This window comes from uncultured Methanospirillum sp., assembly GCF_963668415.2.
GTDB lineage: Archaea > Halobacteriota > Methanomicrobia > Methanomicrobiales > Methanospirillaceae > Methanospirillum.
Genome location: NZ_CAXXDL010000001.1, coordinates 3,526,979 through 3,547,879 on the forward strand (window position 1 = coordinate 3,526,979; position 20,901 = coordinate 3,547,879).

Below are 20,901 nucleotides of genomic sequence, written 5' to 3' on the forward strand. Positions count from 1 at the left end.
TCGGGAATCGTTTAGGACAAATTGAAGAATTAATCGTTAGGGAGCAGTATTGACTAATAATTGCGCAGATTTACAGGGATGATATGATCGAGATGATGAAAGGCCCCATACAGACGAGATAATTTTAATCAAACTTCTGAGGACAGTGATTAACCCCTACTTTCGGAATTGAGTATATATGCCGCTATAAACTCACCCTCACCGTCAAAGGGCTATACATCCTGGATTCCCGGAAATCTTTAACGAGGATGGAGTAAAGTCTCTAAATTGATTTCAAAATGTGAAAATAACTAATTATATTGGATTAAAATTTTTAGTCTCGTTATGTGTTTTCTGCACACATAACGATGGCAAAAATTTTTCTGATTTCTGATATATTATTCTGATTTAGATAAATTTCTTCATATACCTCTCGGAAATTTTTCCATCGTTATGTGTTCCCGGGAATCAAGGATACATAATCCTCTTCTGATTCTTCAACAATGGCATGGCCTCATATATTACGAATTAGAAATCCAGGCTATTGATCGTTCTTCGTTTCAAAATTTTCTGTGTTATCCCGAATCAATACCAGATCGTTCAACTATTTGGAGATTTCGAGAACGATTGATCAAATGCAGTAAAGAAGAGGTCATATGGAATAAACTTCAAAATAAGATCGCCATGCGAGGTTTAATAATCAAACGTGATGTGTGTAAAGAATGCTACATTTATCCTACTAGATCCTGGTCATCCAAAGCAGGATAAACCACGAGGAAAGGAAATAAAAACGAGAAGATCAAAAAATGGACATAGCAAAGAAAGGATAGAAACAAGTTTAGATATAAATCCCAGAAAACTTTTGATATGAAGACCCAAATAGTTAAAGGATTTGCAACAACTACAGCAAATCTGTACAATAGTCAGATTGACCTTTATGAACCAGGAGTAACTGTATACAGGGATAAAGGATACTTAAGTGCTACGATTTGTGGGTCAATGGATAAAACAATGAAAAAGGCAACACGTAATCATCCTCAATCCACCAAAGATAAACGACGAAATATAGCAATACCCAGTTTTCGCTCGTTAGGTGAAAAACCATACTCGGTGATTAAACGACTCTTCCATATAGGTCACGTTATGGTTACAGCCGTTGAAAAAAGTTCATGCAAAAAATCTGGTTTCATGTTTTTCTTTCAATCTCTACTGTATAATTGGAATTCCCCAGCAGTGATTGAATAATGGTAACTATCTTGAGTTGAGGAGAAAATCAATAGATTATGGATGTTTAGTCGTTTTCTCTCTAGATATTTGTCTTGGAAAAGAACAATTTATTAAAATTTGATCAATAAGGGGGGGTTGATCGCTATCCTCTATAGTATAATTCGGGATCAGAATTACCTGATCCAGGTAATCAGGGGTTGTTTTTTATCATGAGGTTCCGGTTTCTCGTCAGGATATCCGAACACAATGGTCCCTACCGGAGAATACCCATCAGGAATCTGAAATCCTGCGATAATCTCTGGATTGTTATACGCTACTTCTGTCGATCCGATCCAGCAACTTCCAACTCCCAGAGCATGTGCAGCGAGCATCATATTTTCTGCACAAAGTGAGCAGTCGATCTCTCTGAACCGGCTTGAACTCTTTCCGATGACCATGATCAGTACCGGAGCATGATAATAGATCGAATACCCGTCACTTTGTAACAATCTTCGAAACTTATCAGACATCCCGTCATGGGCATCCTTCATCAGGGAGATCATGATGGGTTTACAGTAATCAGAGACTTTCTGCATGAAATCCATATTCTGAATAACAATGAATGCCCAGGGTTGGAGAGCAAGGGCTGATGGAGCATACGTTCCTGCATGAATAATCCGGGAGATTACTTCATCTGGTATTGTATCAGGTTTAAATTTCCTGATACTCCGTCTGGTCAGGAACAGATCGAGCGAATCCATGGTGATCATAGTATAGGTAAATTCCTGAAATAAATTTAATGGTATCTCTTTCCATTACTCCCGATTGATTCCAAAGAGGTTTGAATTATATCTAATGTAGAGGTCACGATACTCGTATTCAGATCTAATCCACAAGATCGATGGAATCTGTTTCACTGGAAACCGTATCCTTTTATCAACAACGAGAACCTGAAAATATCTTGTGCTATTCCACGCTCTCATCTAAAAAAGGAGATTTGACATGATATTTTTTAAAAAATTGTATTGGATGTGGGGTATTCAACGTATCTGTCTTTTAATCGATGAGCAGGAGTGTAATCCTGTCCGGGGGGATGGGGCAAGGAAATCTGATTGTCATACCAGCGGATTCGGCGGTCTTGATTATATTTATCCCAACCGCTTCTATAGAATACCTGAGCTGTGACGGGTGCATACATACTCCTCCTTTCACGTTGCATGTTCTGCAGAGATCACAGCAGTCAACAGTAAAAGCGAGAGCAAATGGATATCCTGCCTCAAATGCCTGTCGTTCAATCTCAAGCATAGCATTATGGATTGTCCTTGATTCTTTGTTTAAGGCATCACTGAACTCTGCTGTTTTGGCTTTCACAGCCTGGGGGACTGTCGGATCTGATCTGTTTCGGAGAAGTACGTGAACAATCCCTGACTCCGCTTCAACAGCAGAACGAAACCTGATAAGCATTGCATCCTGATACTCCAGAAGCATCTTTCGAAAATCTGATATCGATGGGGCAAACGGAGGACAAGCAAAACTATGCCCGTACGATGGACACCCGGTCTTGCATTTCAGTTGTACCCGGTCTTCAACAACAATATCGGATGAGCGGATCGGAATAGCATCAGTTGCACCTGCTTTCATCGCCGCTTCAATGAGAGATGTATATTGTACTTCTGATGGTGTATTCGTCATATCTCTGGAATGGGTTGGTTCTTGAACATATCATTCGTTTTCATTTGCCGTTGAGAGAATGTGATCAGTATTCCCAAACTCAATAGTATGCTACAATACTTATTCTGAAAAAAATCAGATCAAAATAAGAAAACATTTAATGTCAACACTCAAATGTTGACTGGAAGACTATTGATATACTCAGCAGATGTGGGATGTATCAGATATCAGGCAGATTATCTGATACATCGTGCAGAACGCCTCTGGATAGAAGATGTCTATAGTCTGTGATATGGTAAAAACAAAATGCCTATCTTGTTTTCATACATATCTTATACACGGGAGGAACGATGTTACATATATTATTATCTCCGAAATCATTTTTCGAAACATGTGCTGGATCTGAACCATCCCTGAAAAAACCTGCAGTGATCATCTTTCTGATGTCAATACTAACTGCAATCACCGGATATTTGATCGGTGAAATTACCGGGAAACTCCTCTCCGGATTCATGGAAGGAATTGGTCTCATCACTGCAATAAGTACAGCCGTATCCTCATTCCTTGCTCCATGGTTCATCTGGCTCGTAATTGCCGTGGTTCTCATGGTCATGACCAGGATCCTGAAAGGCACAGGTTCATTCAAGCGGTATGCCGAGATTGCCGGATACAGTATGCTCCCTCAGCTCATTGGAGCTGTCATCAGCGTAATACTTGGGTTCTGGTATCTTCCCCGCATTCAGGTCTCACCGATAAAGGTTGCAGATCCCACTCAGATCCAGACACTCATGACAGACTTCTTTAAAAATCCCCTGATGCAGGAGTATAGCCTGCTCTCGACCACCTTGTCTGTTATCCTTCTCATCTGGACCGCAAATATCGCTGCCATAGGTCTTGAAAAGTGCTGTGGCCTCACATCAAAACAGGCCATGATTGCTGCCGGGCTGCCAATTGCAGTGTATATCCTCTACTCGCTGTACACTCTCATCACGATGCTCGGATGGCTCTGAATGAAGTTCCCAGTATATTTCCTGCTCATCATCAGTCTGCTCTTTGCTTCAGTACCAGCTGAAACAACAGACCCGACAGCAGCAGCATCCCAGGTAGAGGTATCAGGAATCATTATCGATCCTGACGTCCTGATGCCATATGATACAGCCGTTGTTACCATAATCCTGAATAATTCAGGTCAGGAAGCGGTTCCGATCAACCATGCGATGGTCTATGACAAGGATCTGGATATCCTCACTGATAATTATGAAAAAGTAGGATCTATCGGTGCTGGAAATACCCTGAAACTTGAGTTTACTGTTCAGGCCAGGGATAAGACCGGGATATTCTACCCGGTTCTCTCTCTGGACTTCAGAGGTGCCCATTTCCTGAGATATCCGTTCCGTGTCCAGGTGCAGAAGGATCCAATTGAGATGTCTGTCCTCTCAAAACCTGAAACGTTTGTTGAGGGAAAGAAAGACCAGGTCATGATTCACATCGGAAATCCCAGGGACAATGAGGTCTCCGGAGTGACGATTACAGCAAACGGTCCCGGTCATGAGATAACTCCGGTATCCTACTTTGTCGGCGCACTTGGATCTGATGCAGCCGCTGATATCCCGTTCAATATCACCCCGTATGGGAACCAGTCAGTCGAGTTCACGCTCTCATACCAGAACGGAATAAACCAGCACAACGTCTCATATACTCTCCCGATAGTTCTTGGAGAGAGCAGAAAGCATGCCAATCCGGTTCTGTCAAATGTGATCGTCACCAATGAGGCAGAGACCGTCAGAGTCACCGGTGATGTCACGAACTCCGGGCTTGAGACTGCCAATGGCGTCGAGGTTACCTCTGCAGAGCCCGCAGCTCCGATCTTCCCGTACAAACTCTATGCAGTCGGAGCTCTCAAACCTGATGACTTCTCCAGCTTTGAGATAACCTTCAAGGTAGATGCAAATGTTACAGAAGTTCCTCTTCGGACGAGTTTCAAGGATCGGGATGGAAATATATTCACCTCTGACACCCTCCTTGAGATCCCAAGAACTGAAAAAGTAGTCGAGCAGGAGCAGGCATCACCGATACCTGAAAAAGCGGTGTATCTCATTCCTGTAGCATTGCTCCTTCTGGTTATCATTGCGATCTGGCTGAGCAGGCGAAATAAAGCATGAGCCTGCCGATCATGACTGACACCGGGCCGGTCATGGAGTTTTCAGGGGTAACCAAGATTTACCCCTTATCTTCAGAAAATGTAACCGCCCTCATAGACATCTCTCTTCAGGTTCTGCCCGGAGAGTTCATCGCTATCATGGGACCTTCCGGTTCTGGCAAGTCAACCCTGCTCAACATGATGGGCTGTCTTGATGTCCCATCCAAGGGAGACGTCTTCATCAGAGGCCGGAGTATCAAGACGCTCTCTGATGATCAACTGACGACTCTGCGACGCGATGAACTCGGGTTCATCTTTCAACAGTTCAACCTCATTCCTCTTCTGAACGCACTAGAAAACGTACGATACCCACTTATTCTGAAGAACGGGATGACGGCATCACGAGAGCGGTGCCAGGAGGTGCTTGCAGCCGTCGGTCTCGCCTCTGATCTCTGGAACCACCGGCCGAATCAGCTCTCCGGCGGACAGCAACAGCGTGTTGCCATTGCCCGGTCACTGGTGAATGATCCTGCGATTCTCCTCTGTGATGAGCCGACCGGCAACCTTGATACAAAGACCGGTCAGGCAATTATGGCTCTTCTTGAGCGGCTCTGTCATGATGAAGGAAAGACGATCATCATGGTCACTCATGATCCGAGAACGGCTGAGTATGCTGACCGGGTTATACGGATAGAGGATGGCAGGATCAGGGAGGAGATCTGATGACCGGGGGTTCGCTCTTCTTCAATCTTGCAGTCAGGAATCTGCAGATGCACTGGCTCAGATCCCTTCTTGCTGCAATCGGGATTATCATCGGGGTCATGGCCATCTCATCGATGGGGATCCTTGGCAATGCGTTCTCACTCTCGATCACAAAGTCACTTTCAGACGTCGGTGACTCGATCATCGTAACACCCCATGTCGGGTACCAGGGTGGGATGAGTAGCTCTACCACAAGTGAACGCCTCACCGACCGCCAGGTCGAACTGATCAAACGGGCAGCAGGAAACAACAAGGTCTACCCGATCTATGCCGGAGGAGACCGGGTCAAGGTCCAACGTGATACCCTGTATGCTTCGGTATATGGTATCGATCCCAAGGATCTCCCATCGCTCCTGACCATTGAGAAAGGCCAGTACCTCCGTGGATCATCCGGTGTGATGATCGGTTCTAAACTGGCCAAAGAAAATAATCTGACCGTAGGATCCAGGCTCCTGATCGGAACACAGGAGACCGGGGTCAGGGTTGTTGGTATCCTCAAAGAGAGGGGAATGGGATTTGACATCAACCCTGACAATGCGATCGTCACGTCTGATCTCTGGTACCGTGACTTCTATGATGTGAAAGGGCATGATCAGGCGATCATAAAGGCCTCTGATATCAAGGAGATCAGTCAGATCAAGAGTGCGATTGATAAACAACTCAATAAACGGGATACCGAGGTCGATATCTACGATACCAGAATGATTCTTGACTCCATCACCCAGACATTCGGTCAGATCACACTGTTTACCATGGCAATCGGAGGAATTTCCCTGATTGTTGCCGGTGTTTCGATCTTTAACGTGATGATGATGTCGGTGATGGAACGATACAAGGAGATAGGAATCCTCAGATCCATCGGGACAAAACGGGCTGAAGTCAGGAGTATGTTCATCTATGAAGCCTTCATTCTCGGGCTCACCGGTTCTATTGTCGGAGGGTTACTCAGTTTTGGAGCCGGATACCTGGTTGTTGCTGTGCTACTTAAGGATGTATCGTACCTCTATGACTCGGCATCGTTGATTCAGATCCCGTATGGAATGGCCTTTGGTATCGTCACCAGCATGTTATCAGGCCTGTATCCGGCTTGGAAAGCCTCAAGTCTGAACCCGATTGATGCTCTCCGGCATGAATAATTTTTTTTAAAAGATAGATGTTCTATCAAATTATGATGGAAAGCCGGGATATCAGATTCGAATCCGATGTGACATTCCATGAAACGAATCTGATCTCACCCGAATGCTAAGGATACTCAGTCTCCTCCCTTTTTTCCTGTTGATTGTCCATACCTTACTGCGATTATTACTCCGGTAAACACCAGGATCACTCCGACATATCCTTGAACCGGTAATACCTCCTGGAGAAATACATATCCAAACAGGGAGGCAAAGACAGATTCAAGTGTGTAAATTAGACCGGTATGTTCAGGGGAGGTAAATTCCTGGGCTACAGCCTGAAGGACAAACCCGATCAATGTGCAAAATATTGCAAGATAGAGGATTATTCCCCAACTTTCCAGTGGTGCTGACCGGAATGGCATCTCAAAGATGAGCATTGCTCCGAATGAGAACAAACTGGTAAACCCTAATTGAAGAACACCGATTGTGAGAGCATTTTCACCGCTGTCCAGGACCCATTTTGTTGTTACAATTACAATTGCATAACAGATTGAACAGATGAGACAGAGTATCGCACCAAAATCCAGTGCCAGGCCATTCCGGAGCGTCAGGAGACCGACTCCGAACAAACAGCAACATACCGCTATGAGAATGGAAAGATTGGGGATTCTCCGGAAGAAGAGAACCTGAAGAATCGGGACAAATACTACTGTTGTTGCCATAAGAAACCCGGCAGATGTGGTGGTGGTGGTTCTCATACCATAGAGGAGGAGTGTAAATCCACAGAAATACCCAAACCCGAGAATGGCACTGGATGTTAGTGTATGCATGTATATTGGAGAGCGATATCTCCAGAGAAGGGGTATTCCGATAGCAAATGCGATCGCAAAACGGAGTGTGATTAGAGTGAAGATCCCAAAACTCTCCATTCCCCATTTCATTGCAAGATATGTTGAACCCCATATCAGGACGACAAGGACAAGTATGAGATCTGCAGATTTCTGATTCATAACGGTAGTTCGGGAGGGATTTGTGTGTTTGTGCAGTATCTTGTGTCAGTCTCTATCCGGTAATTAGGTATGGATTGATTGTTCGTGAGGATCCGTGGTTTGGATGTCTATCTGAAATACGTTACTTTGAGTATACCGGTTTTATGTTGGATAAAGATACTGGAATTCAGTGGATTACATCATTTGTTTATTGATTATACAGGAATCAGTTACATAAAACGCTTAATTAAAGAACAAAAAAACTTCTTAGATGAGATCTCGAATTGAGTATCATTTTCGTGGGTACTCTAAATTCCATTTATACTCTCATGACAGAATCAGTGCCAGGCTTTCAGACAAAAAAATGCATTCGTAAGTACAGTTACTGGAAACAGTCCTGTTTTTTCTTGAATAGGTGGGTATGGCTTTGAGAAACAAGAAAGATCGAGTGGTCCAAAGATTATAGTGCCTCATAGAAGGAATATATGATCGGAAATTCTAGTTTACTATGTTACTTTTGAAAGTCTACTCTGGATTTACAAATATGAGGTGAACATACGCAATCATGATTATTGAATATATTAACACAGCTCTTGCTCATGCACATTATGAGATCATTGAGGACGAGGAGCCATATTACGGGGAGATTCCAGATCTTCCCGGTGTGTATGCAACCGGAAAAACTCTCGAAGAATGCAGAAAGAATCTGATGGAGATTGTCGACGGGTGGCTTATTATCCGTCTTCGAAGAGGAATGCCCATCCCATCGATACAAGGAATTAGTATTGAAGAGATTCAGCCTGTGGATACTCATGTCAGGGCATAAATTAGCTCCTGTTACATGAGAAGAACTTTGCAAAAAACTTTCTCGATTTGGATTCGATGGTCCACATCAGGGTGGAAAACATCCATATATGATTAAAGACGGTCTTGTTTTGACAATACCTAATCCTCATCGAAAAGAGATTAGTGTGGACCTTTTAAAACGTATACTCAAACAGGCTGATATTTCTCGTAGTGAATGGGATTGTTTAGAATAGGATACATCCGTTTTTATTCGCAATATATTGGAATCTGTCATAATTACATCCATTAATTCGGGACCTGAATCCAGAATAACGTCGGTATTCTCTACATATAATTCTTAAATAATTATTACCATCAACCTTAAGGGCCGATAATCTGCCAGATTTTCCTCCTCTCAAATAAAAAAAGATTATAGGGCAACTATCAGAAACAATTTTATTTACGTATATTTATCGGCCCTTACGTTAATCATTAGGCGGAAATGTTTGATCGTATTCTTTCGGCAGGGCAGAAAGTTCTGAATGGTGGTTCAATAACCAGAAGCGAAGCCCTGGATCTTGCACAGGCTACCGGAGCAGATATCTATATTCTTGCAGCACTGGCATCAAAAATCCGCGAACAATACACCGGGAATCGGATCGATCTCTGCTCTATCATCAATGGCAAATCAGGAAACTGCTCAGAGGACTGCAAATTCTGTTCTCAATCAGCCTTCAGTACCTGTGCAATAGATACGTATCCTCTTCTTGACGAAGGAAAAATCCTTCAATATGTCCATGATATGGAGAGGGCAGGGACACACCGGTTTGCCATCGTAACCAGTGGTCGAGGGGTTACAGAGCACGATCCTGATTTCATTGCCATTCTCCGGATTATTCGCCGTCTTTCAAATGAGACCAACTTAAAATTATGCGTATCACTTGGAGAATTAACAGAGGAGGCTGCATTGATGCTCAGGGAAGCCGGTGTTTCCCGCTACCATCATAATCTGGAGACATCCGAAGATTTTTTCCCTCATATTGTCACGACTCATACCTACCAGGACCGGATCAGGACCGTTAAATCTGCCAGGGCAGCCGGGATGGAGATCTGCTCGGGAGGAATCATTGGTCTTGGAGAACGTATGGAACAGAGGATTGATCTGGCATATGCACTTCATGATCTCAATATCGACTCAGTTCCCATCAATATACTGGATGCCATACCGGGAACACCGCTCGGTGATGAGCCTCCTCTTCTTCCTCCTGAGATCATCAAGACATTTGCCCTCTTCAGATTCATCCTTCCTCATGCTGAAATACGATCAGCCGGAGGCCGTGAGAAACTTCTCCGTGATATGCAGTCAATTGGTCTGCTGGCCGGTCTCAATGGAATGATGGTTGGAAATTACCTCACCACGAATGGGCGTGAAATACGTGACGACCTGAATCTGGCAAACGACATGGGATACTCCTTGTAAAGATGCCAGAATATTATAGCATTAAGATGCGGGCCTCAAGGGTTTTCGTTCAGGATGATCCTGACTCCGAGCCGGTGCAGGAGCATATCTCCGGAGCAGAACGAATTGTCCTGAAAGAGGAGATCGATGAGATCAGCAAAGCCCTTATTCATCGTGCACAGAATCATGACAACGGAGTTCCTGACTTCATCAATCTGAAGATTCAGTTGATCAATCCTGAAAGAATTGAATATATTCCATCACTCCCGGTCTTTCTGGTTCAGGTACCGGATCATTCATCAGCACAAAGAGCCTGTAGGGGATTACTTCAGAGTGCAGGAATATCCCCTCAATCTATTCATTATGCATCAGATTTTTTAATGAATGGAGATTCGCAGGGAAAAAATTTGTCCGGTGCACTGGTCATGGACTTCTCTTCGTCTTCAATACAAAATCCTGACGGGAAAGGTATCAGGGCGACAACCATGGATTTTACTCCTTCTGCTCACCACATAATGGATGATATCTTACATGATCATGACCTGGCCCATACTCGTCTCAAAGAGGCTCTTGTTCTGGCAACAAAGGTGGCACATGCACCGGGTGCCAGGGCTGAAGTATGCTACTCAGATAATCCGGATTATCATATCGGGTACGTATCAGTCACTGGGAAGGGGTATTTCAGAATTCCTCATCTGAAACCGCCATCTGCAAAGGGTGGAAGGGTATTTTTCGTGCAGTATGATGGATTCTCCTGGGACGTGTACTCCCGGTATCTCAGAAACACTCCGGTCCTCATTGACAGGATCTCACCATTTCATACGGATTTTTCACTTGATCAACTCTTCTCGCACTCTGAATAAGTATTCAACCGGTGATTATCATGAACAATCAAACCATCCTGAAAAACCAAACCATAGAAGCCATCGATAAACAATACGTCTGGCATCCCTTTACACAGATGAAGGAATGGCAGGAAGAATCTCAACTTGTCATAACCGGGGGAGAAGGAATCAGGCTCTGTGATCAGGACGGGAACTGGTATTATGATGGCAACTCATCGATGTGGGTTAATCTGCACGGGCACAGAAGACCAGAACTCGATGAAGCAATTACACACCAACTAGAATCAATCGCACACTCGACATTTCTCGGCATGACAAGCCCTCCCGGGGTTTTACTGGCAAAGGAACTCATCTCAATCTCCCCTCCCGGGCTGACCCGGGTTTTTTACAGTGATAGTGGTTCTGAAGCGGTAGAGATTGCGCTTAAAATCGCGTTCCAGTACTGGCAACAGCGTGAAAACCCTGTCCCATCTAAAACGAGGTTTCTCCATCTGGTAAACTCATACCATGGTGACACCATCGGGTCGGTATCTGTTGGAGGGATCGAGCTCTTTCATTCCACCTATCACCCCATGCTCTTTCCAACTATCAGCATTCCCTGTCCGTACTGCTATCGGTGTCCGTTTGGATGCGACCAGAATACCTGTGAGAAGAAATGTCTCGACTCCTTACAAACGGTGATCCAAGAGCAGCATGAGAACATTGCTGCGTTTATCATCGAGCCACTGGTTATGGGTGCAGCCGGGATGCTTACCTTCCCTCCCGGATACCTCACAAAGGTCAGGGAACTCTGCAGCACCTACCATATTCTCCTGATAGCAGACGAGGTTGCTACCGGGTTTGGTAGAACCGGGAAGATGTTTGCATGTGACCATGAAGGGATCTGTCCTGATATCATGACCGTTGCAAAGGGACTGACCGGAGGGTATCTGCCTCTTGCAGCAACCCTCACGACAGAGGAGATCTTCAATGCATTTCTTGGGGAACCGAACGAGTCCAGGACGTTCTACCATGGTCACAGTTACACAGGGAACCAACTCGCCTGTGCTGTTGCCCGGGCAAATCTTGAGTTGTTCAGAAAAGATCAAATAATCCCGGCATTATCTGAAAAGATCAGGGTTATTGAATCAGGATTAGAACGGTTCAGAACACTGTCACATGTTGGTGAGATACGACAGGTTGGTATGATGGTGGGAATTGAACTGGTCAAAAATCCTGATTCCAGAGAGCCGTATCTGCCTGAAGACGGGGTAATCAAGTCGGTCATTCTAGGGGCACAACATCGCGGTATGATCACCCGTCCTCTCGGAGATGTTATCGTATTTCTTCCGCCGCTCTCCTCTACCCTCGTAGAATTACAGGCGATGCTCAATATCCTGTTTGAATCCATCAGATCGGCACAGGTGATTGAATGATAGGGGATGCAGAATCTAGGCTTCAGGCTATTCAAAAGTCAGGGACCTATCGTCATCTCCGATTGGTTGAACAGACATCAGGACCTGAGATGGTCATGAACGGGAAGAGGGTACTGAATTTTGCATCGAATAATTATCTTGGACTCAGTAATCACCCGGTCATCTGTCAGCGGGCATCAGAGAGTATTGCCACCTGGGGCACCGGCTCTGGTGCATCCCGGCTAATTACCGGGAATACATCACTTCATGAAGAGCTGGAAAAGAAAATAGCGGATTTCAAAGAACAGAGTTCTTCAGTTCTCTTCAATTGCGGTTATATGGCGAACGTGGGGGGAATTACCGCCTTCTCTGATGCCAGTACTGTCATCTACTCGGATTCGCTGAATCATGCAAGTATCATCGATGGTGCCCGGCTTTCAAAGGCAACGATATCTGTGTATGATCATTGCAACATGCAGGACCTTGAAGCGAAGATCAGGGCCCATGGGAAGACAGGCGGACTCATCGTATCTGATGGAGTCTTCAGTATGGACGGTGATATCGCCCCTGTCCCTGAACTGGTGGAGATAGCCAGAAAGTACGAATGTGCACTGATGATTGATGATGCCCACGGTACCGGGGTGTTGGGAAAGACCGGGAGAGGAGTATGTGAACATTTCAACCTCAATTCTGGTGCTGATCTTCACATGGGTACATTATCGAAGGCTCTTGGATCAGAAGGAGGGTTTATTGCCGGTTCAGATCTCCTCGCAGATATCCTCAGGAATGTGTCACGCCCGTTCATCTTCTCAACTGCACTTGCTCCTTCTTCAGTTGCTGCAGCATCAGCAGCCATTGATATTCTACAGGAAGAGAACTGGAGAGTGAAAAAATTATCAGAAAATTCCCGATATCTCCGTGAGGGATTACAATCGATCGGCCTTGTTGTTCCGGACGGAATCACCCCTATACTACCTGTCATGGTTGGGAGAAACAAGGATACGGTCTTGTTCAGTTCGATTCTGGAAGAGGAAGGAATATTTTCTCCTGCTATCAGACCACCTACTGTCCCGGAGGGATCAGGAAGAATCCGGGTTACTACCATGGCAACTCATACCCGAGAACATCTTGATCAGGCAATCTCATCATTCGAGAGAGCCGGAAGAAAAACTGGCATGATCTGATGAATGGTTTTTTTGTTACCGGTACTGATACCGGGATTGGAAAGACTGTAGTGACTGCCGGTCTAGCCAGGTATGTATCCGCCCGATATCAGGTCGGAGTTTTTAAACCGGTTCAGTCAGGTGTTACTGATTTGTATGAGAGTGATGCGTCCTATCTTTCCCGGGCAATAGGATATCCTGGGCCGTGTGAAGACTCGTTTACATACTCGTTTGAGGAACCACTGGCTCCGATACTCGCTGCAGAGTACGCTCACGTATCGATATCTCTGGAAAAGATCCTGGAGATGTATGGTCATGTAACAAAAAGGTCCGAGTTTATTCTGGTAGAGGGAGCCGGCGGATTGATGGTCCCTGTTGCAGAGAACGTTTTGATGGCAGATATTGCAATAGCATGCAATCTTCCTTTACTTATAATAGCCAGACCGGATCTTGGAACGATCAATCATATTTTGCTCACTGTTCATACGGCCCGGTCGTTAGGAATTCAGGTGAGAGGTGTCATAATCAACGGATACCGGGGTTCCTCTTCCGGTCCTGATATTGACAAAACCGTATCGCTAATCCGGGAGTTTGGGGATATCGAGGTACTCGGAGTGATTCCATGGATCGATGCTTCCGATACCATGTCCGTGATTGATCAGATATCGCAGTGGATACACAGGTCCAACCAACCGATTGCGAAGTTGGGATGAATTTACTCATGGGCTGGGAACGTTGTTGCGTAAAGGAAATTATGTTCATATTTATGAATAATCAGAGGAATTGTTTCAACTAAAAGCATTCAGCGCATTATACCGAATATGAAAATATGATGTAGATGTGCCACCTACAAAGTGGCATGTCTAATATTTAGACCGATATGTGTGCCCCAATTTCAAAATGAAACTGATATGATAGATTAACAGAGATGATTGCAAAAAAAGGGGAAAATGGCAAATGAATTTTGAGAAAATCAACGATAGCGATAAAACAACATATCTGGAATTGCTGCTTATTGGAGATGAGCAGGTAAGTATGATTGAAAAATACTTGTATCGCGGTGATATGTTCGCTTTGTATGATAATGATATCAGGGCAATTTGCGTTGTTACACAAGAGCAAGCGGGAATATATGAACTCAAGAATATTGTTACCGTTCCTACATATCAACGGAAAGGATATGGACAAAAGCTGATTCAGTTTATTGTTGATTACTACAAGAACTCTGGCAGTGAGTTATATGTTGGAACGGGCGATTGCCCTGTGATACTTCGTTTTTACGAAAGATGTGGATTTGTAAAATCACACGTTGTAAAAAACTTTTTCATCGATAATTATGACCATCCTATGTATGAAGATGGACACCAACTAATCGATATGATTTACTTGAAACGAAGTCTATAACCGGGAATTTACGTCGCCCAACGGGAATATAGAAATCGTTGTTGAGGTGGCTTTTTTTATACACTTAGACAAAATAAAAGTTGCTTGACGGGGTAGTGTCAGGATTGTGAGGTTATCTTTAGATTCTACTTAGCAATCAGGCAAGTTGAATATTCTCATGAGTTCTCTCCACCTGGACACGTTCCATGACTTAAGCCCGGATGCTCTGTCTACTTCAAAAAAGAGGAAAAATCCATGGTGTTGTATCAAAACATCATTAATCTGAATCTATCTATCTTTTACCGGTCATTCTCTCATTCCTGATCTGAATGCCTTCCATTCTTCTGTTCTCTTACAACTACAGATAATACAAGAGTTATTACAGAAAGAATTAGTCCGACAGCCATTGCTGTGTGAAAACCCTGCATGAATATGCCGGAAGTAAGGTCAGAGAACGCAATCTTCCCATTTGTTGCAGTCCCCATCGTGAAGAATGTTGCAAAGAGAGCAGTACCGATAACGCTGCCAAGATACATCGCTGTGACCATCAATGAAGATCCTGTTCCTTCTTCACCCTCTGGTGCAGTCTCAACAACCCTGCTGGCAACCGGTCCTCCGGCGCATCCCCAGAAAAATCCCATACACAATAACCCAAGAAGGAGTGGAACAAACCCTGTAATCGGTTGTATCAGCATAAAGGTCCCGGTCACTGCAATGATGAATACCGATCCTGCTATCGCAAATGGTCTTCTGCCGATCCGATCTGACCATGTTCCCATCGGAATCCCGATGATAGCTGTCAGGACCGGAGGAATGAGGAGATATAATCCTGAAATTACAGGATCATACCCCATTCCTGCCTGGAGGAAGAAGGGGAGCAGATAGAGAACTCCCATGTATACACATCCAAACAAGAGAAATGCAATAAGTGTTGCAGTAAATTCCCAGGCTCCAAATATCCTGAAATGTATCAGTGGTACCTGGCATCTGTGTTCGCGAAGCAGAAATAAGATCAGAGTGATCATGCAAATTCCGGTGCAGATGATGATCTGAAGATCTGATATACCCAGATGAGGGATACGCTCAAGCACGAACACCCCGGATGCCATAAAACCAAAGAGAAGAGCAGCCCCGGGAATATCAAAGGACTGGTTCTCCCGCTTGACATCCGCCGGAATTACGTATAAAGCCAGTATCACAATGATGATGCTAACCGGGACATTGATCAGAAATGCCCAGTGCCAGGAGAGATATTGAGCAATGAATCCACCGATGGCAGGCCCGGCAGCTACTCCAATGGATACTGACATGGAGATTGTGCCCAAAGCCATTCCGAGCATCTCTTTTGGAAGATAGGTTACACAGAGTAGTGTTGCGGTTGCTGCTATCATAGCAGCACCGATCCCCTGGATGATCCTGGATCCAAGAAGAACTTCCAGGTTTGGAGAGATTCCACATATAGCAGATCCTAGGGCAAATACACAGACTCCCAGGAGAAATATTCTCTTGATATATCCCCGTTCGGCCGTCTTTCCAATGATTAGGATGAGCCCTGCCATCATCAGAAGGTAAGTGATGATGACCCAGGATACCGTTCCGGTATCGGTGCCGAACGATTCTGATATCTGAGGAAGGATGATGGTCACGATTGAACCATCAAGGCCGTCTAAAAACATTCCAATTGCAATAACCGCAAGGAGAAGTTTCTGATGGAGATGATTGGAGGTGATTGAAAACATGGGGTAACATGTTGGGTCGATTCTTGTAATAAGGATTACTTATGAACGTATGTGACGGTACAAGATATCCTTTACTAATCCCGGTTCTGGCTACTTGAGAATCGATCGCCGCACTCCGGTGTGGACTGACATCCAGATTCTGAATATTCTCACGGGTTTCAAAGATAAGTTGGATTTTGTATTTGCATCCTCATTTCATGGTTTAGCCGGTAGGAGATTCCTTAGTGAAGGTTACATCTCCAGCGGTTGAAGCATTCCAATCCGGTTCCCTTCTGAATCGATAATCGCAACATACTGCCCGATGCCGGAAATTTCAACCGGATGCCCGACTATCGTTCCTCCTGCATCAGCAGCCCGCTTCATTGCTGCACCGATATCCTCTACGGCGATGACCACTGATGGGCACGTGGGCATATCAGGACCCTTCGGGAAGAATCCGCCTCCGATTGTACCTGGCCTGAGAGGCATACGGTTCTCATCGGTCTCGGTGGTGGTGGCAAGAACATATCCTCCCATCTCCTGACCTAATGCGTTCATCTCCCAGCCAAATACTTGTGAATAAAAGGTCATCAGCCGGTCACTCTGCTCATACGGCATCTCAAAGTGCACAACCGGGTTCATTATCTTCATTCTTTTCTCCTCCTTTCGATGAACTATCTGACGTTCTGTAACATTATATCTGTTTCATTGGAGATAGAACACGGTTGTTTCTGGACGGTCAAACCTATCCGAATGGTTGACTTCAGAGTATATCCATTTTACCTGGCTGTAAACCTGAATCGAGAAATATATCAGATAAGTCACGAATTTATCCTTACATTAGGTTTTTTTCATTTATATCTTCGGGATTTTTATCCAAACACCTGCAATAATTACAAAAATACTCATCTGCAGTGTTATGATCTCAAAATACTACTTTCATACATTCCTTATCTGGCCCTGATAAGGAGATCACCGTTTTGTGTTGGTGATATGACCATAGATTTGTGACCGGTAAACCGGCATAGTTACCAATCAGCCTGATTATACAGGATTAACGCCCTGTTTTGATCATATTTCTGTTGTAGAATCATCATCCTCAAATACTTTTCAACACAGATATCCCATATGTTGCATCGGTATTTGATTGTTGGAGTTCTGGTTCTGGTCTTCAGTACCTGCTGCTTTGCAGCAGAAACCGAAGCCATATCACCTGTTCAAAATGTCTCTTCAGTTCAGGATCTAGTAAATTTTGTTAACGAAGCATCTTTTTACTCACAAAAGGTTGGGAAAGATCCTGCTCTTGCGATGTATTCAGATCCCAATGGTTCATTCACAAGAGGGAATGTGTATATCTGGGCGTATGATATTTCAGGAATAAATCTGGCTCATCCATTTCATCCCGAATATAAAGGGAAGAACAAACTGTCTCTCACCGATCCAGATGGAAAGCGAATGATCGCTATGATGCGGGATACTGCCCTGAATGGAAGCGGATTTGTAACATATAAGTACGAGGATCCCATCACCGGAAAGACAGAACCAAAGCTCGCGTATGTGAAGCGGGTTGATGAAAACTGGTGGCTGGGTTCTGGTATATACGGAGATGCATACTCAATACCGAACAGTTCTCCTGAATTGATGAGAAATTCTCTGACTGGTACCGTAAACGATGCTTTCGTTTATGTCAATGAAGTCGGGAAAAAACAGGCACTTAAGGTTTTTAATAATCAGACCGGACCATACACAGTGAACGGATCATATATTTTTGGTTTTAGCATGAATGGGACTACCCTGTCTCATCCGTTCAGTCCTGATAAAATTGGTTCCAATGAATCAACCTTCACTGATATTAACGGAGTGTCTATTGGAGGAGAAAAACTCTCGTTGGCAAAAGAGGGTGGCGGATTCTGGTATTATGTTTATATTAATCCTGATGCAGGAAATAAACATGAATTCAAGGTATCATATATCAAACCGGTTGATGAAGAATGGGTGATAGGTAATGGCAGGTATGTGCCGGATGTTCAGGTCAACTTCTCGCCAGATGTCAGGGAAAACCTGGTGATGAAGGTAGAAGAAGCCAAATCGTATGTGAATGAACATGGAAAATCTGCTGCTATCCAGGAGTTTAATGATCCGAACGGTTCATTCTCTGATCCTGAAATGTTTATCTATGCTGTGGATCTGAATGGCACGGTCCTGGCAAATTCATTTCTTCCCGGAAGGGTAGGACAGAATTATTTCAATGTTCAGGAGCCCTATGGAAAGTATCCTGTCAGGCAGATGATAACCAATGCGAAAAATGGTGGTGGATTCACGTACTATTTCTACGCAGATCCGAAGTCCGGATATGAGAATAGATTAAAACTCGGATATTCGGAACTGGCTGGAGATGACATGGTTATATCAGCCGGTGTCTTTGCACAGCCCTAAATCCCTTGTTACGAATAGTTGGGAATACAAGGGTATCAGGGAAATATCTATCTCCTTTTTGTTTTTAAAAAATTATTCAAGGACCTTGAATCAGGCCCCTATGAATGATACAAGATATGAATTGTTGATTTTGTTACAAATTTTTCATCCAATATACTCGTTTCTCCTTTTCTCGTTCTAGTATTTGAGAAGTAGTTATCTTTCCTGATTGAAGGTTCATAATATCACTCTTTACTTCATCATATGATTTACCGAGATCTGCAGATAAAAAATAATATCTATTCATATGGAATGGATTTTCTTTATCTAACACCAGAGAATATATTTGGGCCGGGTATGGCCCTTCTCCATCTCGTAACTCAGCTTTGTTACCTCTCCATGAAGTCTGGTTACCAATCGAACCCCCGTTACGGAGAACAGGGATGGTATCTCCGATATGGACTGGTGTAGTATTTGATTGATGGAGAATATCCAGGACTGTCAAGTTAGCAATTGTATATATTTTACCATTCTGTCTCGCTGGATCTTTAAATGTAACAACAATTTGAGATAAATTTCCGTATACCAGGAGATCTGTCTGGGTAATTCTCTTGACATATGTATTTTCAGGGGGCCATGGCATTTGTGTTGCTTCACAGATTAAACAACACAGTAGAAGAATGATCACCAAAAAAATAATCCATCTTTGCAGCCCCCCATCTTCTCGTCATATGAAATTATAAAAAAATAGTAATATTATTTGTCTATTAATATTTTATTCCTATATCAATCAGATTGTTTGTTAATCTTCACCTGAATATCTTCCTGTTTTTTCATTAAAGGAAATGAACCCAAGTATCATTATTTTATTCGTTCCAATATTCGAATTACTCCGTGTTGAGTTTATTGTTTTAGAGAATGAAAAATTCCTCATTTATCTTCCGTTTTCATTTTATACAATAATATATCGATTTAATGTTTAAATATCGGAGATGATACTTTCAGATCCTGGAAGAACACTGATATAGATCGAATCCGTATATGGTTGATTACTCGTATGATACGTGGAATAGTCCGCCTGTTTCTTCTTTTGATTTTATTAGCAATAGTTACATGCTATGCATCAGCTGACCCGTCAGCAGGCTTGATAACCATAAACCTCTCGGTATCTACGGACGTAAATATTTTATCAGATATTTTTGATGTAAGCTTTTTTGCTATGCCGAACTCATCTCATCATACCGGTTTGAATTCAAGTACGACAGATGAATCTGAAACAATCACCAGCACTCAAACAACCTATCAATCACTCTTATGGTCCAGAACTGTGAACGGTATTACCCATACATACGAGGTAGTCATCGCTCCAGGAATTACCTGGAATCAGGCGCGAGCTGCTGCAATAGCAAAAAAAGGACACCTGGCAACAATTACCTCAAAGGCTGAAAATGATCTCGTCTTCTCTCATATTCAGAATACGTCCTACTGGTCTGTGTGCAGGGGGAATATGTTTGGGCCATGGTTAGGAGGATGGCAACCATTAGGATCACAGACTTCAAGTACCGGATGGGCCTGGGTGACCGGAGAGAAATGGGAGTACACGAACTGGTCTCCTGAAGAGCCGAATGATTTTCTTGGAGGAGAAGATAAACTGTTCTTCTATGTGAATACCTGCACCCCGTCATCCACATGGGGTGATCATCGCGACGATGGCGATGGAGTTACAGCATATATTATTGAATGGGAGAAGCCGGTGATCTCACCTCTTATGGTTTTTTCACAAGCCACTCATTGGAAATACGCTGAAAAAGTACCCAAATAACAATTATCTGATGAAGTTGCTCTTCAGCATGAGGAACATACAAATCAGGTA

At 43.8% G+C, this 20,901-nt stretch carries 21 protein-coding genes and 1 pseudogene; 16 read left to right on the forward strand and 6 right to left on the reverse strand.

Annotation, left to right across the window (positions count from 1 at the left end; translation table 11 throughout):
• The first annotated feature begins 432 nt into the window (after nucleotides 1-432).
• Together ACHZA2_RS16640 and ACHZA2_RS16645 are read left to right on the forward strand one after the other, a co-directional pair.
• Entirely contained in the window at nucleotides 433-747 is a 315-nt protein-coding gene (locus ACHZA2_RS16640) for a transposase (protein WP_394698614.1), read from the forward strand.
• Between the two features lie 99 nt (nucleotides 748-846).
• Nucleotides 847-1,224 carry a hypothetical protein gene (locus ACHZA2_RS16645; RefSeq protein ID WP_319580629.1) on the forward strand — a complete coding sequence of 126 codons (378 nt, stop codon included), beginning with the start codon at nucleotides 847-849 and terminating at the stop codon, nucleotides 1,222-1,224.
• Between the two features lie 155 nt (nucleotides 1,225-1,379).
• On the opposite strand, the gene ACHZA2_RS16650 is transcribed toward ACHZA2_RS16645, so the two are convergent.
• Together ACHZA2_RS16650 and ACHZA2_RS16655 are read right to left on the reverse strand one after the other, a co-directional pair.
• Nucleotides 1,380-1,955: a nitroreductase family protein gene (locus tag ACHZA2_RS16650; RefSeq protein ID WP_319580630.1), complete on the reverse strand. Its 576-nt coding sequence runs from the start codon at nucleotides 1,953-1,955 to the stop codon at nucleotides 1,380-1,382.
• A gap of 286 nt (nucleotides 1,956-2,241) precedes the next feature.
• Complete coding sequence (locus tag ACHZA2_RS16655; protein ID WP_319580631.1) at nucleotides 2,242-2,877, reverse strand: DUF2284 domain-containing protein; 636 nt, start codon at nucleotides 2,875-2,877, stop codon at nucleotides 2,242-2,244.
• Nucleotides 2,878-3,206: 329 nt separating this feature from the next.
• On the opposite strand from ACHZA2_RS16655, the gene ACHZA2_RS16660 reads away from it, so the two are divergent.
• From ACHZA2_RS16660 to ACHZA2_RS16675, 4 genes are read left to right on the forward strand one after another with little or no spacing between them, the layout of a single operon-like run.
• Complete coding sequence (locus tag ACHZA2_RS16660; protein WP_319580632.1) at nucleotides 3,207-3,866, forward strand: Yip1 family protein; 660 nt, start codon at nucleotides 3,207-3,209, stop codon at nucleotides 3,864-3,866.
• Nucleotides 3,867-5,018 (forward strand): hypothetical protein, encoded by a 1,152-nt coding sequence (locus ACHZA2_RS16665; RefSeq protein WP_319580633.1) that lies wholly within the window; start codon nucleotides 3,867-3,869, stop codon nucleotides 5,016-5,018.
• On the forward strand, nucleotides 5,015-5,719 hold the full coding sequence (locus tag ACHZA2_RS16670) for an ABC transporter ATP-binding protein (RefSeq protein WP_319580634.1): 705 nt from the start codon (nucleotides 5,015-5,017) through the stop codon (nucleotides 5,717-5,719). The genes ACHZA2_RS16665 and ACHZA2_RS16670 overlap by 4 nt, the downstream gene beginning before the upstream one ends.
• Nucleotides 5,719-6,894 carry an ABC transporter permease gene (locus ACHZA2_RS16675; protein WP_319580635.1) on the forward strand — a complete coding sequence of 392 codons (1,176 nt, stop codon included), beginning with the start codon at nucleotides 5,719-5,721 and terminating at the stop codon, nucleotides 6,892-6,894. The genes ACHZA2_RS16670 and ACHZA2_RS16675 overlap by 1 nt, the downstream gene beginning before the upstream one ends.
• Before the next feature lie 116 nt (nucleotides 6,895-7,010).
• On the opposite strand, the gene ACHZA2_RS16680 is transcribed toward ACHZA2_RS16675, so the two are convergent.
• On the reverse strand, nucleotides 7,011-7,886 hold the full coding sequence (locus ACHZA2_RS16680) for a DMT family transporter (RefSeq protein WP_319580636.1): 876 nt from the start codon (nucleotides 7,884-7,886) through the stop codon (nucleotides 7,011-7,013).
• A gap of 544 nt (nucleotides 7,887-8,430) precedes the next feature.
• Here ACHZA2_RS16680 and ACHZA2_RS16685 point away from each other — a divergent pair.
• The 8 genes and pseudogenes from ACHZA2_RS16685 (at nucleotide 8,431) to ACHZA2_RS16720 (ending at nucleotide 14,916) form a co-directional block, all read left to right on the forward strand.
• Nucleotides 8,431-8,691 (forward strand): type II toxin-antitoxin system HicB family antitoxin, encoded by a 261-nt coding sequence (locus ACHZA2_RS16685; protein ID WP_319537785.1) that lies wholly within the window; start codon nucleotides 8,431-8,433, stop codon nucleotides 8,689-8,691.
• A 34-nt stretch (nucleotides 8,692-8,725) separates the two neighbouring features.
• Nucleotides 8,726-8,905, forward strand: a pseudogene (locus ACHZA2_RS16690) (type II toxin-antitoxin system HicA family toxin); the annotation flags it as partial.
• A gap of 248 nt (nucleotides 8,906-9,153) precedes the next feature.
• A complete protein-coding gene (bioB, locus tag ACHZA2_RS16695; protein ID WP_319580637.1) occupies nucleotides 9,154-10,131 on the forward strand; it encodes a biotin synthase BioB in 978 nt (325 codons plus the stop codon).
• A gap of 2 nt (nucleotides 10,132-10,133) precedes the next feature.
• Nucleotides 10,134-10,973, forward strand: a complete 840-nt coding sequence (locus ACHZA2_RS16700) for a 6-carboxyhexanoate--CoA ligase (protein WP_319580638.1) — start codon at nucleotides 10,134-10,136, stop codon at nucleotides 10,971-10,973.
• Between the two features lie 20 nt (nucleotides 10,974-10,993).
• A complete protein-coding gene (gene bioA / locus ACHZA2_RS16705) occupies nucleotides 10,994-12,370 on the forward strand; it encodes an adenosylmethionine--8-amino-7-oxononanoate transaminase (RefSeq protein WP_319580639.1) in 1,377 nt (458 codons plus the stop codon).
• Nucleotides 12,367-13,533: an 8-amino-7-oxononanoate synthase gene (gene bioF, locus ACHZA2_RS16710; protein WP_319580640.1), complete on the forward strand. Its 1,167-nt coding sequence runs from the start codon at nucleotides 12,367-12,369 to the stop codon at nucleotides 13,531-13,533. Before bioA ends, bioF begins: the two co-directional genes overlap by 4 nt.
• Nucleotides 13,533-14,225 carry a dethiobiotin synthase gene (gene bioD, locus ACHZA2_RS16715; protein WP_319580641.1) on the forward strand — a complete coding sequence of 231 codons (693 nt, stop codon included), beginning with the start codon at nucleotides 13,533-13,535 and terminating at the stop codon, nucleotides 14,223-14,225. Before bioF ends, bioD begins: the two co-directional genes overlap by 1 nt.
• Before the next feature lie 244 nt (nucleotides 14,226-14,469).
• On the forward strand, nucleotides 14,470-14,916 hold the full coding sequence (locus ACHZA2_RS16720) for a GNAT family N-acetyltransferase (RefSeq protein ID WP_319580642.1): 447 nt from the start codon (nucleotides 14,470-14,472) through the stop codon (nucleotides 14,914-14,916).
• Nucleotides 14,917-15,209: 293 nt separating this feature from the next.
• Here ACHZA2_RS16720 and ACHZA2_RS16725 read toward each other — a convergent pair whose 3' ends face one another.
• The gene (locus tag ACHZA2_RS16725) at nucleotides 15,210-16,634 is read right to left on the reverse strand and encodes an MFS transporter (protein ID WP_319580643.1); all 1,425 of its coding nucleotides are present in this window, start codon (nucleotides 16,632-16,634) and stop codon (nucleotides 15,210-15,212) included.
• Between the two features lie 231 nt (nucleotides 16,635-16,865).
• The gene (locus ACHZA2_RS16730; protein ID WP_319580644.1) at nucleotides 16,866-17,264 is read right to left on the reverse strand and encodes a VOC family protein; all 399 of its coding nucleotides are present in this window, start codon (nucleotides 17,262-17,264) and stop codon (nucleotides 16,866-16,868) included.
• A 477-nt stretch (nucleotides 17,265-17,741) separates the two neighbouring features.
• On the opposite strand from ACHZA2_RS16730, the gene ACHZA2_RS16735 reads away from it, so the two are divergent.
• A complete protein-coding gene (locus ACHZA2_RS16735) occupies nucleotides 17,742-19,049 on the forward strand; it encodes a cache domain-containing protein (RefSeq protein WP_319580645.1) in 1,308 nt (435 codons plus the stop codon).
• Nucleotides 19,050-19,182: 133 nt separating this feature from the next.
• On the opposite strand, the gene ACHZA2_RS16740 is transcribed toward ACHZA2_RS16735, so the two are convergent.
• Nucleotides 19,183-19,671 carry a hypothetical protein gene (locus ACHZA2_RS16740; RefSeq protein ID WP_319537766.1) on the reverse strand — a complete coding sequence of 163 codons (489 nt, stop codon included), beginning with the start codon at nucleotides 19,669-19,671 and terminating at the stop codon, nucleotides 19,183-19,185.
• A gap of 684 nt (nucleotides 19,672-20,355) precedes the next feature.
• On the opposite strand from ACHZA2_RS16740, the gene ACHZA2_RS16745 reads away from it, so the two are divergent.
• Nucleotides 20,356-20,850 carry a lectin-like protein gene (locus ACHZA2_RS16745; RefSeq protein WP_319580646.1) on the forward strand — a complete coding sequence of 165 codons (495 nt, stop codon included), beginning with the start codon at nucleotides 20,356-20,358 and terminating at the stop codon, nucleotides 20,848-20,850.
• Nucleotides 20,851-20,901 lie beyond the last annotated feature (51 nt).

What these genes read in the sequence shown, in the direction of transcription:
- ACHZA2_RS16685 (WP_319537785.1), top strand. Translation starts at nt 8,431, where the DNA reads ATGATTATTGAATATATTAACACAGCTCTTGCTCATGCACATTATGAG.
- bioA (WP_319580639.1), top strand. Translation starts at nt 10,994, where the DNA reads ATGAACAATCAAACCATCCTGAAAAACCAAACCATAGAAGCCATCGAT.
- bioF (WP_319580640.1), top strand. Translation starts at nt 12,367, where the DNA reads ATGATAGGGGATGCAGAATCTAGGCTTCAGGCTATTCAAAAGTCAGGG.
- ACHZA2_RS16680 (WP_319580636.1), bottom strand. Translation starts at nt 7,886, where the DNA reads ATGAATCAGAAATCTGCAGATCTCATACTTGTCCTTGTCGTCCTGATA.
- ACHZA2_RS16740 (WP_319537766.1), bottom strand. Translation starts at nt 19,671, where the DNA reads ATGCCATGGCCCCCTGAAAATACATATGTCAAGAGAATTACCCAGACA.
- ACHZA2_RS16675 (WP_319580635.1), top strand. Translation starts at nt 5,719, where the DNA reads ATGACCGGGGGTTCGCTCTTCTTCAATCTTGCAGTCAGGAATCTGCAG.
- ACHZA2_RS16670 (WP_319580634.1), top strand. Translation starts at nt 5,015, where the DNA reads ATGAGCCTGCCGATCATGACTGACACCGGGCCGGTCATGGAGTTTTCA.
- ACHZA2_RS16660 (WP_319580632.1), top strand. Translation starts at nt 3,207, where the DNA reads ATGTTACATATATTATTATCTCCGAAATCATTTTTCGAAACATGTGCT.
- ACHZA2_RS16650 (WP_319580630.1), bottom strand. Translation starts at nt 1,955, where the DNA reads ATGATCACCATGGATTCGCTCGATCTGTTCCTGACCAGACGGAGTATC.
- ACHZA2_RS16730 (WP_319580644.1), bottom strand. Translation starts at nt 17,264, where the DNA reads ATGAAGATAATGAACCCGGTTGTGCACTTTGAGATGCCGTATGAGCAG.
- ACHZA2_RS16700 (WP_319580638.1), top strand. Translation starts at nt 10,134, where the DNA reads ATGCCAGAATATTATAGCATTAAGATGCGGGCCTCAAGGGTTTTCGTT.
- ACHZA2_RS16655 (WP_319580631.1), bottom strand. Translation starts at nt 2,877, where the DNA reads ATGACGAATACACCATCAGAAGTACAATATACATCTCTCATTGAAGCG.
- ACHZA2_RS16725 (WP_319580643.1), bottom strand. Translation starts at nt 16,634, where the DNA reads ATGTTTTCAATCACCTCCAATCATCTCCATCAGAAACTTCTCCTTGCG.
- ACHZA2_RS16720 (WP_319580642.1), top strand. Translation starts at nt 14,470, where the DNA reads ATGAATTTTGAGAAAATCAACGATAGCGATAAAACAACATATCTGGAA.
- ACHZA2_RS16645 (WP_319580629.1), top strand. Translation starts at nt 847, where the DNA reads ATGAAGACCCAAATAGTTAAAGGATTTGCAACAACTACAGCAAATCTG.
- bioD (WP_319580641.1), top strand. Translation starts at nt 13,533, where the DNA reads ATGAATGGTTTTTTTGTTACCGGTACTGATACCGGGATTGGAAAGACT.
- ACHZA2_RS16735 (WP_319580645.1), top strand. Translation starts at nt 17,742, where the DNA reads ATGTTGCATCGGTATTTGATTGTTGGAGTTCTGGTTCTGGTCTTCAGT.
- ACHZA2_RS16640 (WP_394698614.1), top strand. Translation starts at nt 433, where the DNA reads ATGTGTTCCCGGGAATCAAGGATACATAATCCTCTTCTGATTCTTCAA.
- bioB (WP_319580637.1), top strand. Translation starts at nt 9,154, where the DNA reads ATGTTTGATCGTATTCTTTCGGCAGGGCAGAAAGTTCTGAATGGTGGT.
- ACHZA2_RS16665 (WP_319580633.1), top strand. Translation starts at nt 3,867, where the DNA reads ATGAAGTTCCCAGTATATTTCCTGCTCATCATCAGTCTGCTCTTTGCT.